The following is a 26513-nucleotide window of genomic DNA, read 5'->3' on the forward strand; positions in this document are numbered from 1 at the left end:
CATGCTGCTTTCGGCATTGAAAATACTGATCTTTTTTGCCATAGTTCTGGTCTTGGCGCTGGGGGCTATGCAGCTATCGGAAACCGGCGGCGGCCTTAGCATGGTCTATGGCGGCACCGAATACACCCTGGGTCCGGTACAGCTGATCATCGCGGCGCTGATCGTGGTGTTGCTGGGCTGGGCGCTGGTGCGCATCCTTGGCATACTGCTGGCATTCATGCGCTTTCTTTTGGGCGATGAGACCGCGATCAATCGCTATTTTGCCCGCTCGCGTGAGCGTAAGGGTTATGAGGCTCTGTCCGAAGGGATGCTTGCCGTCGCCTCGGGCGAGGGCAAGCTTGCGCAGGACAAGGCAGCCAAAGCGGCCAAGTTCCTTGACAAGCCCCATGTCACCGACCTGTTGGCCGCGCAGGCCGCTGAGGTTGCCGGCGATAGCCGCAAGGCGGGCGAGATCTACCGTCGTCTGCTGTCTGACCAGCGTACCCGCTTTGTCGGTATTCGTGGTCTGATGCGGCAGAAACTGGATGAAGGTGATACCACAACTGCCTTGAAATTGGCCGAAAAAGCCTACGCGCTGAAACCGAAGCATCCCGAGTTGCAGGATACGCTGTTGCAGCTGCAGACGCGTGAAGGCGACTGGAAAGGCGCGCGCGCGGTTCTGAAGGACAAGCGCCAGCAGGGCCTGTTGCCCAAGGATGTTCATATCCGCCGCGATGCGGTTCTGGCGCTGAAAGAGGCATCCGAGGTGCTGGCTCAGGGCAATTCGATCAGCGCCCGCGAGGCGGCGATTTCGGCTAACCGCGCCAGCCCGGACCTGATTCCGGCGGCGGTTCTGGCCGCGCGCAGCTATATCGCACAAAACGACGCGCGCAACGCCAGCCGGGTGCTGCAGAAAACCTGGAGCGTCCGGCCTCATCCCTCGGTTGCGGCGACCTATGCCGAGATCGCCCCCGACGAAAAGCCGGCCGCCCGGCTGCGCCGCTTCGAAGATCTTATGCGCCAGAACCCCGATCACGAGGAAACCAAACTTCTGCGGGCAGAGCTGCTGCTTGCTGTCGAGGACTTTCCCGGCGCACGGCGCGCCTTGGGCGATCTGGCCGAGAAGCATCCGACGGTGCGTTCGCTGTCGATCCTTGCCGCGGTCGAACGGGGCGAGGGTTCTGATGATGCGGTGGTGCGTGGCATTCTGGCCCGGGCGCTGGTTGCAAGCCGTGGGCCGCAATGGGTCTGCGACAAGTGCCACAACGTCATGGCCGACTGGTCTCCGACTTGCGACAGCTGTGGCGGGTTCGATACGCTGACCTGGCGCGAGCCCGAGACACCGGCCTGGAGCGCACCTGTCCCGAACGGGGTTGAGATGCTGCCGCTGCTGGTCGGAAGCAAGCCTGAAGGGGCTGGGGCGGCGCCTGTTTCTGTCGATGTTCCCGCCCTCGATCCTGCACCGCACCCGGCAGAGCCGGGGCAGATCGGCTCTGACCCGGCCGTGGCCAAGGTGGCTGCCGCGCCAGTCGAGATACCGGATGTTTCGCCGGGGATGGTGCCGCGCGAATCGGATTATCGCCGCGTTTCCTCCGGTGTTGGCGGGGCTGAGCCCGCGATGACCGTTACCGATCCGGACCCGGAGCCCGAGCCAGCCCCCGCCGCCCCCGAAGTTGCGCGCAAGCCTGTGCCTGCGGTCGGGGGCGACGTTCTGCCGGTGCGTCCTGATGTCGAGCCGCCAGAAGAGGATGACTTGACGAATACGGGGAAAAAACTCTGATCCCCCCTTTTCGTCCGCGCGGGAACCTGCTATCTGGCGCGGCGTACAAGATGCCGCTGTAGCTCAGCTGGTAGAGCACGTCATTCGTAATGATGGGGTCGGGGGTTCGAGTCCCTTCAGCGGCACCATGAACCAGAGAAAACCCACGCGCCGTCAATCGGTTGCGTGGGTTTTCTCTTTTTAATCGCCCGGCTTGCTTGCGTGTCGCTGAATGCACCTCCTGCGTTTCCATACCGGTGGGCGTAATCGTATTGCGGTCCCTTGCCGGGGTGATTACGCAGCACCTCGTAAGACTGCCGCCTGCTGCGCTGATTTATGGATCGCAGGCGAAACGCAATAATTCAAAGGATTACGGGATGACCCTTACGAAACGCCTGATCATCGCCCTGATTGTCGGCATCGTCATCAGCGCGGGCGCGATGATCAGGGACAAGAAAAGAAATGCGGAATGGGTCGTCTCTCCCCAGCAGATCGCCGAGGCTCAGGCGCAGGGAAAACCCGGTTACGAAACCCGGCCAGGAACGGTGGCTGTGCTGCCGATCCGCAGTGAAACGGCCGACATTCTGCCCTATACGTGGGTGTTCTTTGGCCTGATCGGCGCAGCTGCGACCTTTGTCGTTACGCGGCGCCGTAAAGCCTGAAAGAAGGGCAGGGCATGTGACCTTCGCCTCGGGGCTTTCTCTGAGGCAGAGTCTCGTCCGGCCGTTTGGCCAAAGAATAGAGGGCGTCGCGGGTTCCACGGCGCCGCTTATCCTAAAGGGGCCAAAGCCGTGCCTCCGTGCATCATCGCTAGGCCAGCTCATGTTCTGTATCAGGAGGATGGTGACCCCGACAGGACTTGAACCTGTAACCTGCCCCTTAGGAGGGATAGTCCCATATCCGAATTCTCCTTTTCTTTACATTCCTTTAGCGCATTCAGAAGTCGTGGTATGTACCGGCTTTGTACGAAACCGCGCACGAATCTGCCCTTCGTCAACCTCGGCGTGAGCATAAATGCGCATCGGCAGATTTGCATCAGCCCATCGCCCTGCCTCGGCCGCAGTGACCGGATCAACCTGCTGGCGCACGACCAGTTCGGTGTAAAAGCCGTGACGACCCGCGGCATGAGCTGACAGATAGGGGATTCCGGCACGCTTGCAGATGGTGCGCCAGCGATTGTTGTAGCCTGTCGAGCTACCATAGCCGAAAACACGCGGGTCCAGCAGAGCCCCTGTGCGGCGGTTACGCGGCCGCTTCGGCTCCAGTGCCTCGATTTCCACCATCATTTCCGGCGACACGGTGACCCAGGCTTCCGGGTGCCCCTTCTGCGCCTTCAAACGCACCTTGCACTCATCCGGTCGCAGGTCATTGGGCCGAATTGATACGGCCTGATCGATCCGCGCTGCGGTCTCGAACATGAAGCGAACCAGGGCAGCGTTATAGGGATCGGCGGCGATGCAGAAGGCGTCAATCCATTTCCGATTCGACGGCTTTCGCTTTATTCGGCTCTGACGATTGCGTTTTCGGTCTTGGGCAATCCGCTCGAATTGATCGTATGGCTTAACACGCAAGAGCGGGGTGCCAACCAACTCATGCGCGTTGTTGATAGCGGCGCGAGCGGGCGTGACAATTTCCCGCCACCAGGTGTCCGTCGAGACATTCGGCCGAAGCTTAGCCCCAAGGTTCTTGAGAAGTTTTCCGGTAATATCAGAGATAAGCATATCGCCGATTTCATCTAGAATCGGCAAGAGTTTTCGCGCCTCTCGCTCCTTTGCCTGATAAAGATATACCGCATCTCTAAAATAGTAGGTTTCCTTCGCGCCACTATAATGGCGGCGACGCTGTATATCCGTTTCCTCGGCTATCCAGTCATGCGCGCCAGCTTCATCAGTCGCGCCCGTGCTTTTGCGGTATGGACCTGTGATGGCGCGGCCGTTGATTTCGACACGACCCCTGACCCACCAGATGCGGCCCCGGAGATATGGTTCGAGCGGCATTTCTGTCCCTCCATTAAAATCTCATCAAGATGAGCAGGCGTAATGATCATCGCATTTCCCAGACGGTAGCAGGCTCCAATCCGGTTCGCCTTTTCCCTCAGGCTCCGTTCGCTGATTTCCAGACCCCGTTCGCAAAGCCGCATGACCCATTCTGCCGGTGTCATGCCCGTATCAAGAATTTCGGACCCTGTCGGTTCGCGATTTACGGTCATCTTGGAAACGCTCATTCGCTGAAAGCTTCGTGAAATACTTACGCGGAAGGCCGCTGTGAGGGACGCCGCGCTCGGTCAGCCTGCGAAATGAGGTCCGCTTCACGCAGCAAGATCTCATCCATCTGGTCGGGGGTGATGAAAATCGCCCGTCCGATGGCGAAGTATTGACCGTGCGTGCGGGCCTTGGAGCGTAGTGTACGCGGTGACAACTCGACTCCACGCGGGCGAAGCTTCGCCGACCATTCTTCAGGGGTGCGCCCCAGATCGAAAATCTTCGACATGTCTGTTCTCCTTTCCTATATATTGGAAAACATGCATGGACAGATCGGTCAATGGATTGAAAAATATCGTCATTTTTAGTGCAAGAACTTGCATCTTTTGCATGGAGACGTCGCGAAATGAACGGGAAAACGCCCCAAACGGACCTCGATATCAGCTTTGATGACGACGATCTGGACTGGGATGCATGGCTGCAGGACGATTTTGATTCGTATGAGCCTGAGAGTAAGCGTGCCCCGGTTGCACCTGTGGGTGCGATCCTGAAGCAGGCGCGGCGGAAGATTGAAGAAAAGGGCATCTCACAGGAGGAGATGGCGCGGCGGCTTGGCATCCCCAAACGAACCTACATCGCCTACGAGTCGCAGGAAGTGCCCAAGGTGCCCGCCGAGGTGCTGCGCAGGCTTGCCGCGATAAGCGATATCGATGCCGAGTTCATTCTGACCGGGCGGATGCGCCATTGCGATTATGGTCCGATCCTGGAGGAAATCTTCGAGCTTCAGACATATATCGTTGCCCATTTTCGGAACGGAGAGGATCAGATCTCCTACGAGGACTTGCGTACAGTCGTCTATGAGGTGCTGTCGGATCGCGAGCAGGATCGCTGGTGGCGCGGCGATCCGACGATCCAGTACACGAAGGCCGACATTGTGCAGGCTGCTCGTAAGCACACCAAGTACGGCAAGCGCTATTGGGCGGCACTTGACGACGACGACGCTGATGCTTCTTCCACCTGACGGACTGCATCAAGGCCCCCTGCTGCCGCCGGAGAAGCCGCCGAATTGCGCCCCAAGTGCCTCTCCTCCAGGGACTGCAACTGTATACCTTGAAGATACGACATTGCCACATCTTGCGCACCCTAGAATGGCTTGCACAATTGGTGCTATAAAAGCACTATGTTCCCCGAATGTTCAACAAGGAAACGCCCGTGACCGCAACGCTCGCCCGCCAAACTGCCTTCCCTGGTTTCTGTCCCGTGACCGAAGCTGTGGAAAAGTTGGCGACTGAAGGCGGGATCGAGGAGCGCGGCGCAATCTACACCAAGCGTGAGGTCGTCGATTTCATTCTCGACCTGGCAGGCTAGGCGTCGATGACGAAAGCAACATAGACGAACCCCCTCCAAGTGGCGACGTAAGTGAAATCGCTGACCCAGAGCATGTTCGGCGCAGGCACGCGGAACTGCCGGTTCACCTTGTCCAGCGGGCACGAGGCCTTCTTGTCGGGGATCGTGGTCTTGTGCGGCTTGCCCCGGATGATGCCTTGAATACCCATGTCCTTCATCAGCCTGGCGACTGTGCAACGGGCGACATCGAAGCCTTCCCGATCCAGCTGACGCCAGACCTTGCGCACGCCGTAGACGCGCCAGTTCTCTTCGAAGACACGCTCGATCTCGGGCCGCAGGGCTGCGTCACGCCGGGTGCGATCCGACAATCGGGCCGGATCGGCCCGCTTCGCCAGGTGATCGTAGTAGGTGGACGGGGCGATCGGCAGAACTCTGCAGATCGGCTCGACCCCGTGCTTCCCGCGCTGATCGTCTATGAACCCGACCATCACTTCGACCGGCGGTCGAGCTCCGCCATCGCAAAATATGCGCTCGCCTTGCGCAGGATCTCGTTGGCCTGGCGCAGTTCCCGGTTCTCCCGCTCCAGCGCCTTCATCTTCTCTGCCATGTCGGTCGGGATGCCAGCACGCTTGCCGCTGTCGACCTCGGCCTTCTTGACCCACTCGTTCAGGGTCTGCGGCGCACAGCCGATCTTCGCGGAAATCGACATGACTGCCTGCCAACGCGATCCATGCTGACCCTCATTGTCGAGAACAGAGCCGTGCAGCATGGCCACCTCAGCAAGTTAGCCGGAGCGGCCATTCGGACAGCCAGGGGCGTCCGCTGGGCCTGTTCGTCACCGCCGGTCAGGTCAGCGGCTACATCGGCGCACGGGCGTTCCTCAGCAGCCTCCCGAAAGTCGATTGGCTGCTCGGGGATCGCGGCCATGACGCCGATTGGTTCCGAGAAGCGATGCGAGAAGCGTTGCAAGACAAAGGGATACGCGCCTGCATCCCCGGTCGGAAGCAGCGCAAGACCCCGGTCAAATACGATAAGCGCCGGTATAAGCGCCGCAACCGCATCGAGATCATGTTCGGCAGGCTGAAGGACCGGAGACGCGTCGCGACCCGCTATGACAGATGCCCCAAGGTCTTCCTCCCGGCCATCGCGCGCGCCGCAACCGTCATCTAATGGTTATGAAGCCTGACCCTAGTAAAGCACCGCCCCCACATGCAGCCGCTTGTCGCTGCCCATGAAGAAGGCGACATTGCTGCTTTGGACATTGTCGGGATCGTCCGCCGCCGCCCAAAGGATGGGATCGGGCACGATGCGGATCAGCCGTTTGCCGGCCATGAATTCGATCACGAAATCCCGCTCGCCCAGCACCAGGTCCAAGGGCTGCAGGCGCATGCCCTGCGGATCGACCGGGCCGAGCTGCTCCAGCGCCGAGGTCTTCTCGATGAATTCATCGACCGAGGCGTAGTTCATGCTGGCGGCGATCTGGCGCCAGGCCGGCTCGTAGAGCTGACGGATGCGGTCACGGTCGCCCGAGGACAGCGCGGCATGCAGCTCGCGATAGGCATCCAGCAGGCTGGCCCGCAGTTCGGGCGTGTCAGACAGGACGGGGGCCTTGGCCCAGGGCAACTCGGGCAATTCATCGGCCAGCTCGAACACCGCCATGGCGCGGCGCGCGGTCCATGTGCTGCCCCAGCCGTCAGCCAGCTCCTGCCGGTCGTAGCCGCCGCCGGCGACCAGCATCGGAGGCTGCGTCGCGATCTGCACAGGCAGGCCGAAGCGGGTTTCGGCGGGCGACTGGATGTCGTTCTTTTCGTCCAGCGTCAGGTTCAGCAGCGTGGCCCGGCGCGTGTCGCGCGTCTTCAGATCCAGGCGCTCGATCTCGGTCAGGAAATAGAAATCCGGCGTCGCCACGTTGAACTCGTAGGGATCGCCCGCGACCGAGACGAAGGTGACGGTGATCTCGTTCCGGCCGCTTTGCAGATAGGCGTTCACCGGCAGGGTAAAATTCGTGTCCTGCCCGTTGAAGTCGCGCCAGACCGTCACGTCGTTGATGCGCAGCGACCAGAACGCTGCCGCGCCGGCAGCCGAGAGGTAGTAATTCGCAGGATCGGTTTTCTGCTGCGCCAAGACGGGTGCTCCCCAGAACGTGAAAAGGCAAAGAGACAGGGTTGCGGCCAGCGTCCGCTCAATAGTCCTGCCAGGCAGGAGCCGTCCCGGTAACGCGTGGGACAGTCGGTTCCAAAAGAACATATTTCGTGCCTCCATCATCAAGCGGCGAGCGTTCGGCGTTCGGGTCGCGCCAGTTCGGATCGCCGGCCGCGACCTGCGGCCCCTGCTGGGTGGCGGTCACCTTGCGCGACGAACTGCCATGTTCGTTGCGGGTCGAAGCCGGGCCGCGGCTGACCCTTGATTTCACCCCGACGCGGGCATAGCCGGTCGCACGGGCGATCAACCCCTCGAAATAGTAGCGCTTCTTGCGCTTCTTTTCGTTGTCGACCTTCATTTCCCAGTTCCAGCCGGTGTGCAACGTTCCCGCCGCGCCGGCCTCGGCCGAGGCGATCCAGACCTCGCCCTCGACATGGATCAGGATCTGGGCCATGCCGCGCACTCGTAGCCGGCCGCCGAATTCCTTGTTCAATGCCGCGTCGGGCATGCTGACGGTCCCCTCGGCCGGAATCGGGATGGACAGCCCGGATTCGACCTTATGCGTCAGCTTGCCCTCGGCCGAGACCCGCACCTCGCAGCGCACCTCGCCCCGGACGGCGTTGTCCTCGTTCGCGATAGCGGCGCGCGCCTCTTGCACCAGCCGCGCGCCGGCGGGCGACAACATGATATTGGCAGCCAGATCGACAAAATCCAGCGTGCCGGTCGCGGTCATGGAAAGCTCGCTCTCAAGCTCACCGATCTTGGCTTCCAGATCGGGGGTCGCCTTCTTGGCCTCCAGCTTGATCCCGGTGCCGGCCAGCTTGATCTTTTGCTCGAAGCGGACGCCCGAGCCAAAGGCGGTCCGGTCCACATGGCCACGCGGTGAAGGTGAACTCTGCGAGACATATTGCGAGAAATTCGAGATGATCGAAGCGATATTGCCGACCATGCCCGGCGCCCGGCCCTGCGACGGAGCCGCCCGGCCGCTGCTACCGATGGCCGTTACGCTGGCCGCCGCCGCGATGTCCAGGGCGCCGTATTTCCCGGTCAGATTGCCGGCGATCGAGGCCGAGCCACCGATCCCCGTGGTCAGGAAATGCAGCCCGACCGTTGCCGTTGCTTCGCCCGTCAGTTCGAAATAGGCGACCGGGATCGCGTGCAGGGTACGCTGCATCGCACCGTCGCTGACGCATTGCATGGGCGAGATCGTGCTGCCGCGGCGCGCCTGAAGCATGGCCGCGCCCGTGCAGACGGTATCGGCGATCATCAGCGCCAGCAGGAATTTCTCGGGCACGAATTCCTTCAGCGCCATGGCCCAGTTGGGGACGGCGGCATAGCCCACCCTGACGGTCGAGGTCCGGCGGGCGACATTGACGCGGCCGTTGGTCGCACTGTCGATGACGAAACCCGGAAACTCCTGCCTGCCAGTTCGGCAGTCGCTGCCTTCACCCACCAGTTGCAGCTTGCCGTAGATCAGCCCCCGATCGGGTTCCTTGGCGACGACGAGGATGCGCGTCTTGGGCTTATCGCCGCTGACCGGCCATTCCAGCTTGCGCGTCGGGTCCGAGAAATCAGCAAGAACGCCGGATTTCAGGCAACAGGGCGCATTCGCGGCGCAGACCACGCAGACATTGCCGAAACCTGCATCGGCGCTGGCCGGAATCGGGCTGCGAGTGAGCGGGGGGTTTCCACCCCGAACGTAATTCGTGCGCAGGGCTTGCAGCCGAAACGCGTCGTCAAAGGCATTCGGGTTTTGCCGCAGCTGGGTCAGCACCGTGCGCGCCGCGCCGGCATCGGCAAAGGCGCGCGGGTTGTTGGCCAGGATATGCGCATAATCATTGGCGGTCGGATTATAGGACGACACGAAAGGATCTCCGCGAAATCTGCTGTTTCGAAAACATTCCGTTCAAGCTTTGGCCGAGGCGGAGCCCGCGACCACAACGCCACCATGGCTGGTGCGCGAGCCCACCACCGCTGCACGCCGGCCATTGAGGATAAAGGAATCGCTGCCGGTCACGATGACCGCGCCGCAGCCGGTCAGGTCGCCGACCGTGGCGATGGGGCGGGCATCGCAACTCGATCCGCCGGCAACGGATGTAATCGCCTTCTCGCCATGCAACGTGCATTGGTGCCTGTCCCCCAGGCGGGCTAGCGGCGTCATTTGGGTTCTCCTTGCCGTGCGGTGCCGTGGGCGGCGAACATCCCGGCGATCCATTCCTCCAGCCGGTCGGCCTTTTGCCAGGGCAGTATCCCGACGTCGTTCAGCACATGGCCGATGGCGGAGTAGCGGTCGGCGAAATCGCGGCCAAACAGCAGTTGTGCCTGTGCCACGGCCGTTACCTGCGCCTGCGAGGTCATCCCGAACCCCGCCGCATAGTCCGGCGCGCTTTGCGCCATTTTCAGACAGCGCGCGGGGCTGGTCAACTGACCGAATTCCCGATGCAGCCGCATGGCCAGCTTGCGGATCGAGCGGGTCTGCATCCGCGCGGCCATGGCATTCATCTCGGTTTGGGACAACTGGCCCGGCCCGCGCCGGTCGCTGGCTGCTACGGGCTGACAGGTCCAGCACAGCAGGCGGCCCTGGCAGTCGGCGGCCTCGTCGAAGGGGTCGATCTCGGGGCCGGCCAGCCGGCAATCGTCGGGCAGCAGGCATTGCTGCGACAGCGGCACGGCGATGCCCGCCAGCGGCTGCGCGAAACTGTTGAGGAAACTTTCCGGCATCACCTCGACCGCGTCGATCATCACGCGCGGATCGTAGAAGCGGAAATAGACCGGGGCCTCGGCCTCGGGGATCCGCAGCATGGTGAAGCGCCGCAAATGCGCGCGCAGCGCCGCCATCGGCGCGTCGCTCAGAAGCAGGACATAAGCGTGGCTGTCATGCGCACGGGCGGCAAGCGCGGCGGCGAAGCCGCTGCCCGGCACGACCCGGACAAGCCAGGGCGCGGCGGCGCGGCTTTCGGGGTCCAGCGTCGCGTAAAGGCAGCAATGCTCGGCCTGGGACTGTCCCAGCACGCGCGAGATCTCGGGCCAGTTCACCCCGTCCACCACCGCCCAGACCGCATGGCCCAGGGCGCGGATCCGGTCCCATCCCGTCTCGTGCCAGCCGGGCTGCTGCCCGGCGTCCCAAAGCGACGGCGTCACGGTCACGATATCGGTCATCAGGCGGCCTGACCCGCTTTCGGGCAATGGCTGACGAAGGGCGAGCCCTCGCCCGCCGCCGCCTGCAGGATCGCCGGGATCGCCGGCAGGGCCACCGCCCCGGGCGAGGCCGAGCCCACGTTCAGCACCGGCGCCACGTTGACCGCGCCGCCTTCCAGCACCAGCGCCGCGCCGCCCGCGACCAGAGTGATCTTGGCGGCGTCGATGACGATCTCGCCCTCGGCCTTCAGGGTCAGGTCGCCGCCGGCGCGGGTGGCGAAGGCGCCGCCCACGGTCAGGCTGCGGTCGCCCTCGGCCTTTTCCGCCAGCGGTCCCTTGACCGTCAGGTCCATGCGGCCGTCGATGGTCTCGGTCCGGTCGGCAGCCACCACCAGCGCGGAATTGTGGCCGATGCTGACCGTGTCGTCGAATTCCACCCGGCGCTGCGCCGAGTTCAGCACCTTCACATCCAGGTTCTTCTGCGCGTGCAGATAGACGAATTCCTCACCCGCCTTGTCCTCGAAGGTCAGTTCGTTGAAGCCCTGCCCCGCGACGGAATTGGTCTTGAAACTGGAGCGCGTCTTGTTGGCCGGCAGGGGCATGGGCGTGCCGTTGCGGCCGTTGTAGACGCAGCCGGTCACCAGCGGCTTGTCGGGATCACCCTCGAGGAATTCGACCACCACCTCCATGCCGACGCGCGGGATCACCATGCCGCCCCAGCCGTTGCCGGCCCAGCTTTGCGACACGCGGCAGCGCATCGAATGCGCCGCCTCGAGGTCCCAGGGGAAGCGCACGAGGATGCGGCCGAACTCGTCGCAGTCGATCTCGCCCTCGCCGACCACCTCGGCGGTCTGCGGGCCCAGGATCACGGCGGCGGGGCTCCGGCGCGGCGGCGCCATGGGTGCGGTGTCGGGCGTCAGCACATAGCTGCCGCTATAGGCGAATTCGTCGCTGCCGGACCCACCCGAGCCATAAGATTGCGAGACGAAGCGATGCGTGGCCGAAAGGCACAGATAGGTCTCGCCCCGGCCCGGCACCTCATCGCCGCCCAGCGTGACGCGCAGGCCCGCAGCAAGGCTGGCGCAATCGCCCACGGCGCGGTTGCGGCGGGCGCCGCCGCGTTCCTGCCGGGTGCGCAGCCGGGCCAGCTCGGTCCCCCGGCCCTGGTCCGGATAGTCGCCCGGATAGTCGAAGCTTTCGATCTGCCCCTGCGCATGGCCGGCATCGCCGGCATGGCCGGTTTCCATGGCCTGCAGCGGCGCCTTGAAGTTGTAGTCGGTCAGGCGGATGGCGCCGGTGGTCAAGTGCCGCTCGGGCGCCCAGTCCCAGAGATGCTCGTAATCATACTGGTGATGGCCGGAATAGGATTTGTAGGGCCGTTCGCCGATCAGCTCATGCGCCAGCACATCGTCGGTCAGGACCAGGGTGTGGCTGCCGGCCTGATGCCGGAAATGAAAGCTGATGCCGTGCCGCTCCAGCTGGCGGCGCAGGAAGTCCAGGTCGCTTTCGCGATATTGCACGGTGTATTCCAGGACCGGATAGTCCTGCGACAGCTCGATCTTCAGCGCCGGATCGCCCAAGCCGCTGTAATCCTCCAGCAACTCGCGGGCGATCTCGACCACGGTGCGGTTGTGAAAGATGCGCTGGTTGCGGCGCAGCCCCGCCAGCCATAGCCATGGCCGCAGGGTCAGGTCGTAGCGGTGGCCGCTTTCGCCCACGCCCGCCCAGCGGGCCGAGGTGACGATGCCGTCGAACAGGCGCGTGCCCGCATGGGTGCCGATCTCGACCGTGGCATGGGTGCCGATCAGCGCGTCGAAATCCAGGTCGTTGCGCGCCGCCAGCGCCTCGACCCGGTATTCGAACAGATCGTTCAGGAATTCAGAGCCGTCCAGTCTCAGCAGAACAAGAACATCGTCCCCGAGTTCGGTCGTCAGGCGGCCAAGCCGCTCCGCCTGCCTGAAGGGCACGTTCATCCGTCTCCTCCGAAATAAATCACTTGCAAAAAATCGCTACCATACCGGCAGTATTGCCCGGTTCATAGACAAACGAATGCAGAACCTCAACCGCGGTGGACAGGGAATCGGCTTCCTGACGTAGCGGAAACCTTACCAGCCACCACCGCCGCCGCCGCCACCGCCACCACCGGACGAACCGCCCGACGAGCCGCCAGAGGACGAGCCCGATGAGGAAAACCCCGAAGCCGAGGAGCTGCTGACCGGCAGGGCGGCGGTCAGCCCGGAAGCGAGCTGGCGTTGCAAGCCCGGTCCGTGCGGGGAATAGGTCGACTCGCGCCGGTAGAACGCGGCAAGCCGCTCGCGTTCACGCGAGAGATCGTCGCGGCCCGGCATTCCCGAAACCGAGGCATCGCCCGTGCGGGCCAGCCATTCCCGGAACAGCGCGACCCAATGCTCCTCCATCTCCAGCGCCATGGCATAGGGCAGGATGCGCTCGAAATGCGGAACCGACATTTCCGGCGCGCCCGCGATCTTCAGCCGGTCCTGCTCGGCCACCTTGATATAGTCGCGTAGCCCCTCGATCTGGTCCAGCAGCGCCCGGCCGACGGTGGTGACGCGCCCGAGAATGGGCAGAAAGATCGTGTTCACCAGCAACAGGCCGGCCATCGCCGCAAGCATGTCCGCCGTCCCGCCCTGATCCAGATGCAGCCGGGTCAGCAGCATCGCCAGCGCCGCCAGGACGGTCACGCCGACCAGCCCGCCGATCAGCGCCCCGGCGCCCCGGCCGCGGAAATAGGCGGCAATGACAGCGCGCAGGATGAGCAGCAGCAGCATGGCGACGACGTTCCACGCGATCAGCGAGGCATGCAGCGGATAGGGCAGCAGGAAAGGCAGGCCAACCAGCAGCCCGGCATTGACCGCCAGGGCCAGGAGAATCCACCAGCCGCTGCCCTGCCGCAGCTTGGCTTGCCGAAGCCGCCGGCGCAGATCGTCGTTCAGGGCGTCCTGCAGGGCCTTGATGGCCGCGCCATCGGCCTTGCGCAGGCGCAGCTCGCCCCCCGCCTTGGCCAGGTGCTCCAGAACCAGCCGCAGATCCGGCGCCAGATCGGCGGGCGGCGCGGCATCGCTGCGGGTGAACCGGGTCGAACGGCCGTTGCGCGCCACGTCGACCAGCCCCAGAGAGGCCAGTTCGACCAGCGCCAGCGCCAGGGCCTGCGAGGGGTCGGGCACCGAGCCCCGCCATGCCGCCTGCGTCATCGCCGCGCTCAGCCCCTCGGGCGGCTCCCAGCGATAGACGACGACGCCGCGCGCCGGATCGCGGCCGCGCCAGAGCCATAGCAGCAGATAGGCGGCAAGAACCACGGCAAGTGCCGCAAGCGCCTTGAGCGCGGGGCCATGATCGCGCAGGAACCATTGCCTTTCCTGCCCGGCGCTCGGTGCCGGCAGCGCGCCCTTGGGCAGCCAGACCGCCACCGTCATGCCTTCGCGCGGGGCCAGCGGGACCGTCGTCTCGAAGCGGATGATGCCGTCGCTGTTCTGCACGAGGCGCGCATCCTGTCCCCGCGCCCCGAACGGGCCGGTGTAGAAGGCCGTATCCCCTGCGGCCACCCCGGCAGGCAGGCGGATGGTTGCGGTGGCATGGTCGATCGGAAACAGCCATTCGGTGCCGGTCGCGTTCCAGTAGACCTCGTCATGATCGGCAAAGTAACGCAGCTGCCGGTCGGTGCGGTAGCGGATGCGATACTGATGTTCGCCCGCCGGCAGAAAATCGTCCGGCGCACCGATCCGGATGCGCAGCGCCCGCGCCCCCTCGACCAGTTCAAAGGGTTCGTCCCGTCCGTCGCGCTGCACCGAGACGAGCTCGAATCCGACGCGCCGATTGACGCCGCCGGTTTCGACCAGCAGCGGGAAATCGCGGAAGATGCCGCGCCGGATCAGATCACCCTCGCTGCGCAGGCGGATGGTCTCGGTCACAAGGAAATCGCCGTCCGGCTCGACGGTCAGGTCACTGTCGAAGGACAGAATCCGCTCATCCGCCAGCGCGACCGCCGGGGTCAGGAAGACGAGCAGCAGCAGCAGGCGCGCCAGCCGCAGCATCAGAAGCGCACCTTGGGCAGGTCGCCCCCGGCCGGGGCATCCAGTTCGAAGAACCGCGCCGGGCCAAAGCCGAAACGCCGCGCCACCAGATTCGAGGGAAAACTCTGCACCTTGGTATTCATGATCCGCACCGCGCCGTTGAAATAGCGTCGGGCGTGCTGGATGTCGGCCTCGATCCCCTCCAGCGCCTTGTGTAGATCCTGGAAGTTTCTGCTGGCCTTGAGGTCCGGATAGCTTTCCGACAGCGCCAGAAGCCCGCCAAGCGCCCGGCCCAGGGCCTGTTCGCTTGCGGCGCGCCGGGCCGGGTCGGCATTGCCCGCCTGCATCCGCGCGCGGCTGACCCGGTCGAACAGATCGCTTTCATGGGCGGCATAGGCCTTGACGGTTTCGACCAGGTTGGGCACGAGGTCGCTGCGCCGTTTCAACTGCACGTCGATGCCGCTCCACCCCTCGTCGACGCGCTGCCGGGCGCTGACCAGCCCGTTATAGGCCAGCACCACGTAAACGGAGAAGACAGCCGCCAAGCCACCGAGCACCAGCAGAAATCCCTGCATCGCACCTTCCTTTAAGTCAAACGAATTGCGGCCCAGCTATGCATCTGCAGCGCTGGCACGCAACAGCCGGTCGGCTGGTGGCCCGCCGCTACGGCAGCCATGGCGCTCGCAAGACTGCCGAGCTTTTGCGCAACCAGGCGGGGTCGGTTGTCACCGACAAGCGATGTGGTGCAAAAAGGGGCTCGGCACCGGGGCAGCCGGGCAAGGACCAGGCGTTTCCCGACGACACTCCCCCGCGGCGGGCTGTCACCAAGTTCCATTGACGCCCCTGAAGGCCCTCCTCGACGATCACCGTCCGGCTGCGCCAGCCAGGCGGAACCGCCGCTCGGGACCTGTTCGGTCTTGCGGATGACATCGTGCCGATCCTCAACTTGCGGAGAGGCTTGAGATCACGACCAGACCCCCACCACGGGGTCGGAACACCTGCCCCCTTGGCATCGGCCCCACGCCCATGCGGGCGGTCTGGCGGGGGGCGTGGCCGTTGATTTCCAAGCCACCTGGGCCGGGTTGCCCACAGCCCCCTGCTTCCCTTCGCTCCATGACGACGCGCTCAGCTCGGGGCTGAAAGGCAGGACTTGCCGCCCGGCTGGACAATCCGGCTGCTCGGTGCTGACTAGGCTCCGGACTCATAGCCAAAAGATGACGATGGCGGCGAGAGCGATGGCGGAGAAGAAGGCCTTGGGGCACCGGTCGTATCTGGTTGCGACACGTCGCCAATCCTTGAGCCGGCCGAACATGATCTCGATGCGGTTGCGGCGTTTGTAGCGGCGCTTGTCATATTTTGCCGGAGTTTTCCGCTGTTTCCGGCCGGGGATGCAGGCGCGTATGCCCTTGTCTTGCAACGCTTCCCGGAACCAATCGGCGTCGTAGCCACGGTCCCCGAGCAGCCAGTCGACATCCGGCAGGCTGCTGAGCAGTGCCCGCGCTCCGATGTAATCGCTGATCTGACCGGCAGAGACAAAGAAGTTGATCGGGCGGCCCTTGCTGTCGCAGATGGCATGTAACTTGGTATTCATGCCGCCCTTGGTGCGGCCAATCAGGCGGCCACGCCCCCTTTTTTCGCGCCCAGGCTGGACGCGGTGCGATGGGCTTTCAGATAGGTGGCGTCGATCATCACTGTCTTTTTCTCGCCGTGCTGAGCGGCCAGGCCAGCCATCATCTGCGCAAAGATGCCCTTGTCGCTCCACCGCTTCCAACGATTATAAAGCGTCTTGTGCGGACCATACTCTTTCGGCGCATCGCGCCACCGTAAGCCATTGCGATTGATGAAGATAATCCCACTCAAGACGCGCCTATCATCGACACGAGGCTTGCCGTGGGGCTTCGGGAAATAGGGCTCCAACCGCGCCATCTGCGCGTCGGTCAGCCAGAAGAGATCAGACATGTTCACCGCTCGTTTTCGAGCCGTGAATCACGCAACAGACCTGAAATCAATGGGTCCTGACCCTAAGCATCGTCACGCAAAGTACCATCGACAGGAACCCTTCCTCAGCCCTGTGCGCCTCCCGTTGCCGGCATGTACTGCGCCTGTATGGTAACATCGGAAGCGCTGCGCGCCGGCCTGCTCTATGCGTGAACGGCGTGAATGAAGAAGGCTTTATTTCTCTTGAAATAGTTCCGCAGCTGACACCCCGAGTGCATCGGCGATCCTGAGGATCGTCTTGAGGCCTGGATTGCGTTCTCCGCGCTCAATGCCTCCGATGTAAGTCCGGTCAAGTTCCACGGTCAGCGCAAAGCCTTCCTGCGAGTGGCCCTGCGCCTTGCGCAGCTCCCGTACCCGCCTCCCGAAGTCCTCGACCGTAAACTTGCGCTCCATGTCCCTGTAGCACAAGAAAGGGGTTTAATCGTCCACGGACTAATCGTATCATTCTGGCGGTCGTCAGTTTCCTTTGAACCTTTAGCACTCTTCCAGCACTTCGATGATCAAGGCGCACTGCATGTTCGAAGAACCGATCATAGTTCAACTTTTGTTAGATCTGGCTCCATCGCCGGCTGGGAATGGCAGATATAGCGCTGTTGCTCTGGTCCACGACCACGAACAAATGACGGCCAGTCAGTCCGAACACCCGGTTATCCCGTCCTCCATCCACCGAGATCAGACTCGGCCCATTCCAGCATTCTAAGCATCCAGGAGCCCCCGCCATGCCCCAACAATGTCCACATTGCATGACCGAGATTCACGCAGATGCCACCACCTGCCCCGCCTGTGGGGCCTTCCGGGGCGTGTGGGGCCGCCCGGTTGAAAGCTGGCGCCAGGCATCGACCTTCATGCTCGGCGTGGCCGCATTCTTCGTTCTTGCCGGCATAGTCTTTGGCACCTGGGTTGCATCGGTCGATGACCGAACGACGGCATTCGACGGCTTGATCGCCTTCCTGTTCCTGTCGCCTTTCATGCTGTTCGCCGGCGGTGTCGGCCTGTTCCTGCGCTACGTGATCCCCCGCATGCAGGAGGGCTGGTACCGATGAGAGCCGCGAAGCGGAAACCGACCGTCGGCCCGAAGCGCACCTCGATCTGCCTCAGCGCCGAGGCGCACAAATCCCTGCGAATCGAGGCGCTGCGGCGCGACATCACCATGAGCCAGCTGATCGCGCGGGCGCTGGCGGACGCCGGCATCGACATTCCCCCAGAGGATCTGGAAGCATGAAACACCTGTTCACCGCCGCGCTGATCGCCCTTGCCAGCCCCGCCTTCGCCGCCGGCTGGTATTTCGAGGCCTCCGTCGAAGGCGGCGCCGAATACTGGACCTTCACCAACGAGACCGGCGATGTCAGCCCGCGCCGGGTGCGCGGCAACGAAATCTGGATCACCCGCACCGACCAGATGAACGAACTCGACGCCAACGGCACCTGCGACTTCAACAACTGCCGCGTCAGCGTGACGCTGGACGGCCGCGGCGCCGAAGCAGGTGATCGCGTCAGCATCCGGTTCTCGAATGGCGAGAAGCTGGATTTCGTGGCAGCCGGTGGCGACATCCTGCTGAGCAATTTCGACACGGCCGGCATGGGCGCGACCAACCTCTTCGTCCACAACGTGCGGCAGGCGGAATGGGTCGAGATCGGCTTCGGCGGCAAGCGCCACCGCTTCAGCCTCGCCGGATCGGCGGCGGCTCTGGACGCGATCCGGCCGTGGATGACGGGAGGCAAGCGGTGACCTCCCACGGGACCATGCACGCAACCAACGGATATCGGCGTAAAGGGCCTGACTATTTGAACAACCCGGACATGGTTGCGTTCACCATCGGTCGGGTCGTGATGGCCAAGATGACGACCGGCCGCCCCCTCAGCTGGAATACGCTGCGGGCGCGGCTGATGCGTATCGCTGAGGGAGATATCGTCGATCTGCCTGCCGGCGTGAATGCGGAGATGGCATTGGCGGCCCTGCGATATCTTCCAGAACCTCCGGGCGCTTCCCGTTGCAAGGGCTGAGGGCGGGAACCTGGTGCGCTGAACGGGGTTCCCGCCCAGGAATTGCTCAGGCGCGGCATGAGCCACCGCCTCAGCCTCAGCCTCGCCCAGATCAGCGGCAGCGCTGGATACGACCCAGCGACAGATGACAGGAGACAAGTGATGCCCCCGCAACCGTTCAAAGGCGAACTGCCCGCATCGATCTTCCAGCCGGATGAGGTCAAGGCACGCAACTGGTGGGCCGCGCTGACCGAGCCGAAACAGGAAGAGCGCATCCACGACCTGACCCAAGTGCTGGAATTCTACGGCATCGACCTGCCCGACAGCGATGAGCGCTGGATGATGGCCTGCTGGGAAAACGAATTCGCCTGACCCCGTCCCTACGGCCCGTCGTGATGCGAGCGGGCCGGGGTCAGGCTGCGCGCAAACCACATTCCGACCGCCCCCACGAGGCTGGGGCGGAATGGGGTTTGCGGCCGCCCATCGGGCGGCACTCCTTAACGCTGTCGCCGGTCAAGATACCCTACATCTCCATCGCGCTTTGACCGTGCTTGCGCTGCACTGTTGGTTGCCATGCACAAACCCGGAGGTATGTAGCGGGCCTCAGTTGGGCTCCTTGAAGTCAACTCGGCAGCGGATAGAAATAGCAGCCCTCAAAATAACCTTGCAAATCGGGAATTAAACTCCATAAATGCAAGGATGTTGATCGAGCGCCGTATCACCGCAACCGTGAAGTCCCTTCTGGACGACAGTCCCGCCGTTGCCCTGCTGGGGCCGCGCCAGGTAGGCAAGACCACGCTGGCCCAGGAGCTGGGGGATGCGCGCCCCTCGCTCTATCTCGATCTCGAATCCAGCGCCGACCGGGCCAGGCTCTCGGACCCCGAACTCTACCTTTTGGCGCATGAGGATAAGCTGGTCATCCTTGACGAGGTCCAGCGGGTGCCGGACCTGTTCCAGAACCTGCGCGGCCTGATCGACCGGGGGCGGCGCAAGGGGCTGAGGGCGGGCCGGTTCCTGCTGCTCGGCTCCGCTTCCATCGACCTGCTGCGGCAATCCGGCGAGACGCTGGCGGGCCGGATCGCATATGCCGAACTCGCCCCCCTCGATGCGCTGGAGGTTCCCGCTGCCGATCTGGACCGGCTCTGGCTGCGCGGCGGCTTTCCCGACAGCTTCCTCGCCAAGGGCGATCAGGCCAGCCTGCGCTGGCGGCGCGACTTCATCCGCACCTATCTGGAGCGCGACATTCCCGCACTCGGCCCCCGCATCGCGGCCGAGACGCTGCGGCGCTTCTGGACCATGCTGGCGCATCGGCAATCCGGCCTGTCGAACGCCGCCGAACTTGCCCGCGCGCTTGGGGTCGATGCCAAGACCGTCGCCTCCTATCTCGATCTGCTGGTCGATCTGATGCTGGTGCGCCGCCTGGAGCCCTGGCATGCGAATATCGGCAAGCGGCTGGTCAAGTCCCCGCGCATCTATGTGCGCGACACCGGCATCCTGCATGCCCTGCTGGGACTGACGACGCTGGACGACGTTCTCGGCCACCCCGTCGCGGGCGCCAGTTGGGAAGGACTGATCATCGAGACTGCCCATGCCCTGATGCCGGAAGGGACGCAGGCCCAGTTCTACCGCAGCGGGGCGGGGGCCGAGGTCGATCTGGTACTGACCCTGCCCGGCGGCGCGGTCTGGGCCGTCGAGGTCAAGCGCAATCTGGCGCCGAAGGTCGAGCGCGGCTTTCACTCGGCCTGCGAAGACCTGCAACCTGTGCGGCGGATCGTGGTCTATCCGGGGGGCGAGGCTTTCCCGCTGCCGAACGGCATCGAGGTGATGTCGCTGCACCAGTTCGGGCAGGATCTGCTGGCGCTTCATCCGTAAGCGATGCGTCCGCCCAGCGGGCAGTATTGGGGGATCGATCTTCTTCCTGGGCGGAGGAAGCTGGGTACCGGGGCGCAGCGCCCGGTCCGACATTTTGCGGGTGGTACGAAAGTACCGGGCCCCGCAAAATAATAGTCGGTCACTAATATTTGGCGAAATCCCCAAAAGTAGCCCATCCTAGCCTACAGATTAACCCGCCCTGCTGTGCGCTTCTGCGTCGATCAGATGCCCCCGGACAGATCGTCCAGGAAGGCCTGTTCGTCAGGCATACGGCGGAAGCCGGCAGCCCTGACCTGCGCCTGAAGCGCTGCAATCGGCCCGCCGGAACCCGGCACCGGTTCGCTCGCGGCCAAGCTGTCGTAAAACCCGCGCTCTTCCGGCCCCATCGCGCCCAGATCGTCGTCCGTCGCCAGTGCGTAGAGCCGGCGGCAGGCGCTGACGTCAAGCCGCGTTGCCTTGGTTCTGCCGGCCGCGAGCCGCGCCAGGACCGGATAATCGCTGAGCAGATAAGTCATCACCAAGCTCTCCACGCCCAAGGGGCGCATATGCCAATATTGCAATTTTACCCTTCGAGCATCGTGCCATCGCACAGACCCATGCTGGTCACAAATGCCGCTCGACGTCCTGTGCACCGTGCAGGATGCGGACGATTTCCAGCGTGTCGCCCAGATCCCGGAAGAAGATGACATGCGATCCGCTCAGGCATTTCAGATAGCCAGGCCGAACGTCAACCGGCCTGCCGCGCCCTTGCCCAGATGCCAGCGCGTGGCAGGTGTCGCGCAGTTCCTGCACATAGCGCCGGGCTTGCGCGAGGCCCCATTCGCCCTCCGTATAGTCCCAGATTGCCTCCAGATCGACCGTTGCCGCGACGGTGAAGGCCAACGCCTTCATGCGTTGCGACCGGCCATCTTGCGGGCAATGAACCGGTCGAGGTCGAAACCCTCCGCCCGGCCGGATTCCTCTCCGGCGATCAGGGCGTCCTGAAGGGCCTTTACCTTGGTCTCGTGCTCCTCCAGCAGCCGCAGCCCCGCCCGCACCACGTCGCTGGCCGAGCCATAGCGGCCCCCCTTCACCTGCGTGTCGATGAAGCTGACGAAGTGATCGCCGAGCGAAACCGAAGTGTTGCGGGACATACGGGCCTCCTGTGCGTCGATACCGGATATTACCAAGAAATCGTATCAGCCGCAATTGCCGGCTCTCTTCCGCCTGATGTGCATATTGGCATAAGCGCATGCTGTCATATGCCCCTCTGCGATGAAGCGTCTGGTCGAGAGCCGCGCGAATTCGTCAGCGCCTGCACCGCCCGCGCCTGATCCAGCCGCGTCTTTGCCTCGCCGGTGAAGGATTGCCATACTGGCGAGGCCTCGATGACTCCGGCCAGGGTCGAGGCTGTGTAGGTCGTGCCGAACGCCTGCTTCGCCCCATGGGCTACATAGGCCACGGTTTCCGGCCATTTCAGCCAGCGCGGACTGGCATCGGCGAGGCGATTGACCCAACCCGCAACCCTGCGCAGGAAGCCGGACAGACCGCCGAGCAGCCCCCGACCTGTCAGCGGCTGGCGCAGGGCTTCCAGCCCGTCGCTGAGAACCGGCGCCAGCGCGTTGTGCATTTCGCGGTTGCGATCTGCATCGTGATGCGTCCAGGCGCCCATCTGCCCCGGCGTCTCCAGCCGTTCCAGCAGCACCGGATCAGCATCGACCTGTCGGATGGCGGCGATCAGCCCGCCGGTCGCGATGGCATGCACCACCTCGGCCTCCCGAAGCCGTCTGGCGACCGTATCCTGCATGACCGCGTCGCGATGGCGCTCCTCCTCGTCGGCAAGGCGACGGGCTTCTGCGGCACGTTCGACGGCAATCTCGGCGTCCTTCTGCGCCTTCAGCCGTTCCTGTTCGGCCTTCCACGCTGCCCGATCCAGACGGCGGCGGCGCGGCCCCGTCCGGGCCTGCCCATGCTTCGCGCCGACCGCGGCGTGATAGCGGTCCTGCCAGCCGCGCATCGCCTGCTTGTAGCTGCGAGACGGCGAGCCGGACCAGCCGCTATCTTTGTGCCGGTCCTGCTCGCGATGGCCCTCGTGGCAGCGCTTGGCATCCATGCGCATATTGTCATCTGCACATATGGGCACCGCCAGCACATGCACATGCGGGTGGGCTTCATCGAGATGCTCGACGATGCTCAGCACCTCGGCGCCGTTACGCGCGGCATCGTCTCTGGCGAAGGCGATCACGTCCCTGCGCCAGCGCAGATACTCGGCTTGGTCCATGTCCTCGACCGGGTCGGGAAAGCTGAAGACGCTGGCGATCATAACATGCGTGTCCGAGCGGATGGTCCGCAAGGCGTCCTTTCGATCCGGCTGCTCCTTGCGCAGCTGACGCAGCAGCTTGTTCTGCTCGGCGATGCGCTGTTCGATCAGGGCGACCACCTCCGAGGGCCGGATGCCTTCGAGGATGGTGGGCGGCTGCGGATTTTCGACATGCGGGCAGGCCCCGTCCAGCCGCTCGGCCTCATCCGCGATGTCGCTGACCGACCGGCTCTTGCTGTTGCCCTTGCGCGAATAGGTCTGCTTGTGCGCGAAGATCGATTTGCCGCTACGCTCAGACATACCCGCACCCCCGGCTGAAGGCCGTCAGCTCGCCCACCAGCGTATCGACCACGGCACCCTGCCGCGCCTCTTTCCGCACCATGCCGACAAAAGCCGCGGCAGCATCCCTGACCCGGAAATCATCGTGGCGGCAGGCATTCCGATCCGCGATCAGCAGGCAGAGCGCCGTCCGGGCCTCGCCGAGAATCTCGCAGCTCTGCCGCCATGCCCGCGTGGAGATCCCGATATTCATCGCAAGGTCGCGCGCCGCCATCACGAAACATCGCTCATCAGGGGCACGGCCGCACCCGAGGCTAGCAGCGTAGAACGCGAGATATTCCCGGAAACGCTCCGATGCCAGCAGCCAGACCTGCGCAGGCGTGGTGCGGATCGGCCGCCGCGCAGCCCTGTTCTCAGCCCTACAGGTTTTATCGATCTGATCAGGATTGGTATTGGGTAGGGTGGAAATGTCGCACTGGTGGGACATTTCACCCCCACCGACGTTGGCCGAAAAATCGGCCAGAACCGCCTCCAGAGCGGCTGCAACCTGCTTGAGGCGCTGAAAGCTCTGGATCGTGGACGGACGGTGGTTGGGCAGGACGGCATCGGCGGCAAGCTCTGCCGCATCACAGCCAAGCCCACGGATGCGCTCGAACAACTTGTTGATCTGCTTGCGCAGTGCCTTGGCCTCGATCTGCTCCCGCATGGCCCTCTGCGCCAGCGCCTGGATTTCCTGTGCGCGCTCGATCAGCGGGGCAAGGTTGATGCCGAATTCGTGCCGGATCACGCCGTGAAGCCGATGACCGCTGCGGCGGCTGCGATTGGTGCTGGATTTGTGGATCAGCCCCCGCTCGATCAGCTCGGCTTCGATCCGGGTGATCTGCCGGCGCTCCATGCTCAGCGAGGCCGCGATTTCCGTGACCGAAGCCCAGAAGGCGCAGATTCGGCCCTTGGCAAAGTCGCCATCCGTGGTGAGCCCGATAGCATGGCGCAGGTAGCCCACGGCGCCCTTGCTAAGCCCGAGCGGCCGGCGCGCGGTTTCGACCAGGCGCAACAACTGCCAGCGGGTCAGATCGGCTGGCAAACCCGCATGCGTGAGGTGCTGCGTCATGCCCGCACCTCCGCTTTTCTATACGCATTATTTTTTGCGATTGATCGGTAGGCGGTGTCCGGGGTAGTCTGTCCGGGAAAGTTGAGTGCTTTCACATGAGCTTGAACCCCGGTTTCGGTTGCCGCCGAGCCGGGGTTTTCCTTTCTTCGCCACATGAGAGTCGTCAGCGGGTACTGTACGGGATTTGTACCGGCGTTCCCGGTAAGTTCCGTGCAAACCAGCGCAAGATCGCGCAGGAAACTACGCGATTCGGCCGGAGAACCATGGTAAATCACTGTTATATATGAATAAAATGGTGACCCCGACAGGACTTGAACCTGTAACCTGCCCCTTAGGAGGGGGCTGCTCTATCCAGTTGAGCCACGGGGCCGCTTAAGCGCCCTTTTGCCTTGCAAGGGGCGAAATGGCAAGCTTGCCGCGAACGGATGGAGAAGATAACGGTAACATGATTGCGTCCTGGTAGTTGCGATGAACACGAAAAGACCCCGCCGTCCCCTGACATTGCGTGATGTGTCCGAAGCCTCGGGCGTGTCGGAAATGACCGTCAGCCGCGTGCTGCGCAACCGTGGCGATGTCTCGGCTGCCACGCGTGAAAAGGTGCTGACCGCCGCCCGTACACTGGGCTATGTCCCCAACAAGATTGCCGGGGGGTTGGCCAGCCAGCGTGTCAACCTGGTTGCCGTGGTCATCCCCTCACTTTCCAATATGGTGTTTCCCGACGTGCTTGGCGGGATCTCGGCCGAGCTTGACGATACCGGGTTGCAGCCGGTGGTCGGGGTGACGAATTACAGCCCCTCGCGTGAGGATGCAGTGCTGTACGACATGCTGAGCTGGCGCCCTTCGGGGGTGATCCTTGCAGGGCTTGAGCATAGCAAGGCGGCGCGGGCAATGCTCGATAACGCCGGCCTGCCGGTGGTTGAGATCATGGATGTCGACGGAGATCCGATCGACACCGCCGTCGGCATCTCGCACCGCCGCGCCGGGGCCGAGATGGCGGATGAGATCCTTGCTGCCGGTTATCGTCGCATCGGCTTTATCGGGACCCATATGCCCGAAGATCACCGCGCCCGCAAAAGGCTGGCCGGATTTGAAGAGCGGCTGGGCGAGCATGGCGTGCAGCTTGCGGCGCGCGAATACTATCAGGGTGGTTCGTCGCTATTGAAGGGGCGCGAACTGACCGAGCGGATCCTGACCCGCGAGCCGGATCTGGATTTCCTCTATTTCTCGAACGACATGATCGGGGCCGGGGGGCTGCTTTGGTGCATGGAGCGCGGCTATGACATTCCCGGCAAGCTGGGGCTCGCCGGGTTCAATGGTGTCGAGCTGTTGGACGGGCTGCCGATACGGCTGACCACCACCGATGCACGGCGTATTGATGTCGGCCGACGCGCGGCGCGGATCGTTGCAGGCAAAGAGCCGCGCCCTGAAAATGGCCAGATCGTGCTGGCTCCGACCATTCTGCACGGCGATACGATCCGGGAAAATCCGTAGGGCCGGTGGGGAACGGCAGCCTCGTTTCCGGGGCTACCCTGAAAACTTAACCAAGTTTGGGGAAAAACAGCCCGCCGGGCGAGAGGGTAAATATCTCGTAGCCCGTCGCGGTGACACCGATCGAATGTTCGAACTGGGCGGAAAGCGATTTGTCGCGGGTGACGGCAGTCCAGTCATCGGCAAGGATCTTGGTCTCGGGGCGGCCAAGGTTCACCATCGGCTCGATGGTGAAGAACATGCCTTCCTCAAGCACCGGACCTTTGCCGGGACGGCCGAAATGCAGCACATTAGGCGGGGCGTGGAAGGTACGGCCAAGGCCGTGGCCACAGAAATCGCGCACCACCGACATGCGGTTCGATTCCACATAGGACTGGATCGCCCAGCCGATATCGCCAAAGGTTGCGCCGGGCCGGACGGCCTCGATCCCCTTCATCAGCGCATCATGGGTGACCTGGATCAGCCGGCGCGCTTTGACGCTGGGCCTGCCGGCGACATACATCCGCGAACTGTCGCCATACCAGCCGTCCACGATCACAGTGACGTCGATGTTCAGAATATCACCGTCGGCCAGAACCTTGTCGCCAGGAATGCCGTGGCAGACGACATGGTTCACGCTGATGCAGCTGGCATGCTGATAGCCACGATAGCCGATGGTGGCGCTGGTCGCGCCCAGTTCCTCGACCCGGTTGCGAATGAAATCATCAAGCGCGCCGGTGGTGGCGCCGGGCTGGACCAGCGGGCCGGCCTCATCAAGGATCTGGGCCGCGATCCGGCCGGCTGCATGCATGCCAGCAAAATCCTGCGGGTCGTGGATACGGATTCCCTCGCGGGTCTGGCGTGCGTCGTTCATGGCGTCCTCATATTCGTCTGCTCCCACAGATAGT

The 26513-nt window shown here is 63.6% G+C and carries 28 protein-coding genes, 2 tRNA genes, 2 pseudogenes and 1 other annotated feature; of the genes and pseudogenes, 13 read left to right on the plus strand and 19 right to left on the minus strand.

Annotated features, from left to right (window positions below; translation table 11 throughout):
- The first annotated feature begins 1 nt into the window (after position 1).
- From F8A10_RS03440 to F8A10_RS03450, 3 genes are all read left to right on the plus strand, one after another.
- Positions 2 to 1759, plus strand: a complete 1758-nt coding sequence (locus F8A10_RS03440) for a heme biosynthesis protein HemY (RefSeq protein ID WP_152366682.1) — start codon at positions 2 to 4, stop codon at positions 1757 to 1759.
- Positions 1760 to 1811: 52 nt separating this feature from the next.
- A tRNA-Thr gene (locus F8A10_RS03445) sits at positions 1812 to 1887 on the plus strand.
- 228 nt (positions 1888 to 2115) lie between these two features.
- A complete protein-coding gene (locus F8A10_RS03450; RefSeq protein WP_010398122.1) occupies positions 2116 to 2400 on the plus strand; it encodes a hypothetical protein in 285 nt (94 codons plus the stop codon).
- Positions 2401 to 2655: 255 nt separating this feature from the next.
- Here the strand turns inward: F8A10_RS03450 and F8A10_RS03455 are convergent, their stop codons facing one another.
- Together F8A10_RS03455 and F8A10_RS03460 are read right to left on the minus strand one after the other, a co-directional pair.
- On the minus strand, positions 2656 to 3735 hold the full coding sequence (locus tag F8A10_RS03455) for a tyrosine-type recombinase/integrase (protein ID WP_152366683.1): 1080 nt from the start codon (positions 3733 to 3735) through the stop codon (positions 2656 to 2658).
- A gap of 250 nt (positions 3736 to 3985) precedes the next feature.
- A complete protein-coding gene (locus tag F8A10_RS03460; protein WP_152366684.1) occupies positions 3986 to 4228 on the minus strand; it encodes a hypothetical protein in 243 nt (80 codons plus the stop codon).
- 117 nt (positions 4229 to 4345) lie between these two features.
- Here F8A10_RS03460 and F8A10_RS03465 point away from each other — a divergent pair, with 117 nt between their 5' ends.
- The gene (locus F8A10_RS03465) at positions 4346 to 4960 is read left to right on the plus strand and encodes a helix-turn-helix domain-containing protein (protein WP_152366685.1); all 615 of its coding nucleotides are present in this window, start codon (positions 4346 to 4348) and stop codon (positions 4958 to 4960) included.
- Positions 4961 to 5151: 191 nt separating this feature from the next.
- Positions 5152 to 5307: a hypothetical protein gene (locus tag F8A10_RS21030; RefSeq protein ID WP_193668209.1), complete on the plus strand. Its 156-nt coding sequence runs from the start codon at positions 5152 to 5154 to the stop codon at positions 5305 to 5307.
- Between the two features lie 2 nt (positions 5308 to 5309).
- Here the strand turns inward: F8A10_RS21030 and F8A10_RS03470 are convergent.
- Positions 5310 to 5995, minus strand: a pseudogene (locus F8A10_RS03470) (IS3 family transposase); the annotation flags it as partial.
- Positions 5700 to 5816 (minus strand) — a sequence feature (AL1L pseudoknot). (Overlaps the previous pseudogene by 117 nt.)
- Before the next feature lie 92 nt (positions 5996 to 6087).
- On the opposite strand from F8A10_RS03470, the pseudogene F8A10_RS03475 reads away from it, so the two are divergent.
- Positions 6088 to 6456, plus strand: a pseudogene (locus F8A10_RS03475) (transposase); the annotation flags it as partial.
- 18 nt (positions 6457 to 6474) lie between these two features.
- Here F8A10_RS03475 and F8A10_RS03480 read toward each other — a convergent pair.
- From F8A10_RS03480 to F8A10_RS03520, 9 genes are all read right to left on the minus strand, one after another.
- Positions 6475 to 7410, minus strand: coding sequence for a hypothetical protein (locus F8A10_RS03480; RefSeq protein WP_152366686.1), 936 nt, complete (start codon positions 7408 to 7410; stop codon positions 6475 to 6477).
- A gap of 58 nt (positions 7411 to 7468) precedes the next feature.
- Positions 7469 to 9292, minus strand: coding sequence for a hypothetical protein (locus tag F8A10_RS03485; RefSeq protein ID WP_152366687.1), 1824 nt, complete (start codon positions 9290 to 9292; stop codon positions 7469 to 7471).
- 42 nt (positions 9293 to 9334) lie between these two features.
- A complete protein-coding gene (locus F8A10_RS21035) occupies positions 9335 to 9589 on the minus strand; it encodes a PAAR domain-containing protein (protein ID WP_193668145.1) in 255 nt (84 codons plus the stop codon).
- On the minus strand, positions 9586 to 10587 hold the full coding sequence (locus tag F8A10_RS03495; protein ID WP_152366688.1) for a DUF4123 domain-containing protein: 1002 nt from the start codon (positions 10585 to 10587) through the stop codon (positions 9586 to 9588). The genes F8A10_RS21035 and F8A10_RS03495 overlap by 4 nt, the downstream gene beginning before the upstream one ends.
- Positions 10587 to 12539, minus strand: a complete 1953-nt coding sequence (locus tag F8A10_RS03500) for a type VI secretion system Vgr family protein (protein ID WP_152366689.1) — start codon at positions 12537 to 12539, stop codon at positions 10587 to 10589. Before F8A10_RS03500 ends, F8A10_RS03495 begins: the two co-directional genes overlap by 1 nt.
- Before the next feature lie 132 nt (positions 12540 to 12671).
- Positions 12672 to 14618, minus strand: a complete 1947-nt coding sequence (locus F8A10_RS03505) for a DUF2207 domain-containing protein (RefSeq protein WP_152366690.1) — start codon at positions 14616 to 14618, stop codon at positions 12672 to 12674.
- The gene (locus F8A10_RS03510) at positions 14618 to 15172 is read right to left on the minus strand and encodes a LemA family protein (RefSeq protein ID WP_152366691.1); all 555 of its coding nucleotides are present in this window, start codon (positions 15170 to 15172) and stop codon (positions 14618 to 14620) included. Before F8A10_RS03510 ends, F8A10_RS03505 begins: the two co-directional genes overlap by 1 nt.
- Positions 15173 to 15798: 626 nt before the next feature.
- Positions 15799 to 16556, minus strand: a protein-coding gene (locus F8A10_RS03515; protein WP_152366692.1) for an IS5 family transposase whose coding sequence is annotated in 2 segments (ribosomal slippage) — positions 15799 to 16220 and positions 16220 to 16556 — 759 coding nt in all. Because the reading frame shifts where the segments join, the coding sequence is not laid out codon by codon here.
- Positions 16557 to 16769: 213 nt separating this feature from the next.
- Positions 16770 to 16988: a helix-turn-helix domain-containing protein gene (locus tag F8A10_RS03520; RefSeq protein ID WP_072461783.1), complete on the minus strand. Its 219-nt coding sequence runs from the start codon at positions 16986 to 16988 to the stop codon at positions 16770 to 16772.
- 350 nt (positions 16989 to 17338) lie between these two features.
- Here F8A10_RS03520 and F8A10_RS03525 point away from each other — a divergent pair, with 350 nt between their 5' ends.
- From F8A10_RS03525 to F8A10_RS03550, 6 genes are all read left to right on the plus strand, one after another.
- Entirely contained in the window at positions 17339 to 17638 is a 300-nt protein-coding gene (locus tag F8A10_RS03525; protein ID WP_227493406.1) for a zinc ribbon domain-containing protein, read from the plus strand.
- Positions 17635 to 17817: a hypothetical protein gene (locus tag F8A10_RS03530; protein ID WP_028717528.1), complete on the plus strand. Its 183-nt coding sequence runs from the start codon at positions 17635 to 17637 to the stop codon at positions 17815 to 17817. Before F8A10_RS03525 ends, F8A10_RS03530 begins: the two co-directional genes overlap by 4 nt.
- On the plus strand, positions 17814 to 18323 hold the full coding sequence (locus F8A10_RS03535; RefSeq protein WP_152366694.1) for a DUF1176 domain-containing protein: 510 nt from the start codon (positions 17814 to 17816) through the stop codon (positions 18321 to 18323). The genes F8A10_RS03530 and F8A10_RS03535 overlap by 4 nt, the downstream gene beginning before the upstream one ends.
- A gap of 56 nt (positions 18324 to 18379) precedes the next feature.
- Entirely contained in the window at positions 18380 to 18598 is a 219-nt protein-coding gene (locus F8A10_RS03540) for a hypothetical protein (protein ID WP_227493407.1), read from the plus strand.
- 141 nt (positions 18599 to 18739) lie between these two features.
- Entirely contained in the window at positions 18740 to 18949 is a 210-nt protein-coding gene (locus F8A10_RS03545) for a hypothetical protein (RefSeq protein ID WP_152366696.1), read from the plus strand.
- 327 nt (positions 18950 to 19276) lie between these two features.
- Positions 19277 to 20449: an ATP-binding protein gene (locus F8A10_RS03550; RefSeq protein ID WP_152366697.1), complete on the plus strand. Its 1173-nt coding sequence runs from the start codon at positions 19277 to 19279 to the stop codon at positions 20447 to 20449.
- A gap of 221 nt (positions 20450 to 20670) precedes the next feature.
- Here the strand turns inward: F8A10_RS03550 and F8A10_RS03555 are convergent, their stop codons facing one another.
- From F8A10_RS03555 to F8A10_RS03580, 6 genes are all read right to left on the minus strand, one after another.
- Positions 20671 to 20964, minus strand: coding sequence for a hypothetical protein (locus F8A10_RS03555; RefSeq protein ID WP_152366698.1), 294 nt, complete (start codon positions 20962 to 20964; stop codon positions 20671 to 20673).
- 88 nt (positions 20965 to 21052) lie between these two features.
- Positions 21053 to 21340 (minus strand): type II toxin-antitoxin system RelE/ParE family toxin, encoded by a 288-nt coding sequence (locus F8A10_RS03560; protein WP_152366699.1) that lies wholly within the window; start codon positions 21338 to 21340, stop codon positions 21053 to 21055.
- Positions 21337 to 21582, minus strand: a complete 246-nt coding sequence (locus F8A10_RS03565; RefSeq protein WP_152366700.1) for a type II toxin-antitoxin system ParD family antitoxin — start codon at positions 21580 to 21582, stop codon at positions 21337 to 21339. The genes F8A10_RS03560 and F8A10_RS03565 overlap by 4 nt, the downstream gene beginning before the upstream one ends.
- Before the next feature lie 104 nt (positions 21583 to 21686).
- On the minus strand, positions 21687 to 23048 hold the full coding sequence (locus F8A10_RS03570) for a plasmid recombination protein (RefSeq protein ID WP_152366701.1): 1362 nt from the start codon (positions 23046 to 23048) through the stop codon (positions 21687 to 21689).
- A complete protein-coding gene (locus F8A10_RS03575) occupies positions 23041 to 24138 on the minus strand; it encodes a helix-turn-helix domain-containing protein (RefSeq protein ID WP_152366702.1) in 1098 nt (365 codons plus the stop codon). Before F8A10_RS03575 ends, F8A10_RS03570 begins: the two co-directional genes overlap by 8 nt.
- A gap of 293 nt (positions 24139 to 24431) precedes the next feature.
- Positions 24432 to 24508: transfer RNA gene (locus F8A10_RS03580), tRNA-Arg, on the minus strand.
- A gap of 98 nt (positions 24509 to 24606) precedes the next feature.
- Between F8A10_RS03580 and F8A10_RS03585 the strand changes: the two genes are divergently transcribed.
- Positions 24607 to 25629 carry a LacI family DNA-binding transcriptional regulator gene (locus F8A10_RS03585; protein WP_010398125.1) on the plus strand — a complete coding sequence of 341 codons (1023 nt, stop codon included), beginning with the start codon at positions 24607 to 24609 and terminating at the stop codon, positions 25627 to 25629.
- 46 nt (positions 25630 to 25675) lie between these two features.
- Here the strand turns inward: F8A10_RS03585 and map are convergent, their stop codons facing one another.
- On the minus strand, positions 25676 to 26479 hold the full coding sequence (gene map, locus F8A10_RS03590; RefSeq protein WP_152366703.1) for a type I methionyl aminopeptidase: 804 nt from the start codon (positions 26477 to 26479) through the stop codon (positions 25676 to 25678).
- Between the last annotated feature and the right edge of the window lie 34 nt (positions 26480 to 26513).

The sequence above is a fragment of the Paracoccus kondratievae genome, assembly GCF_009301415.1.
In the GTDB taxonomy this organism is placed as follows: Bacteria; Pseudomonadota; Alphaproteobacteria; order Rhodobacterales; family Rhodobacteraceae; genus Paracoccus; species Paracoccus kondratievae.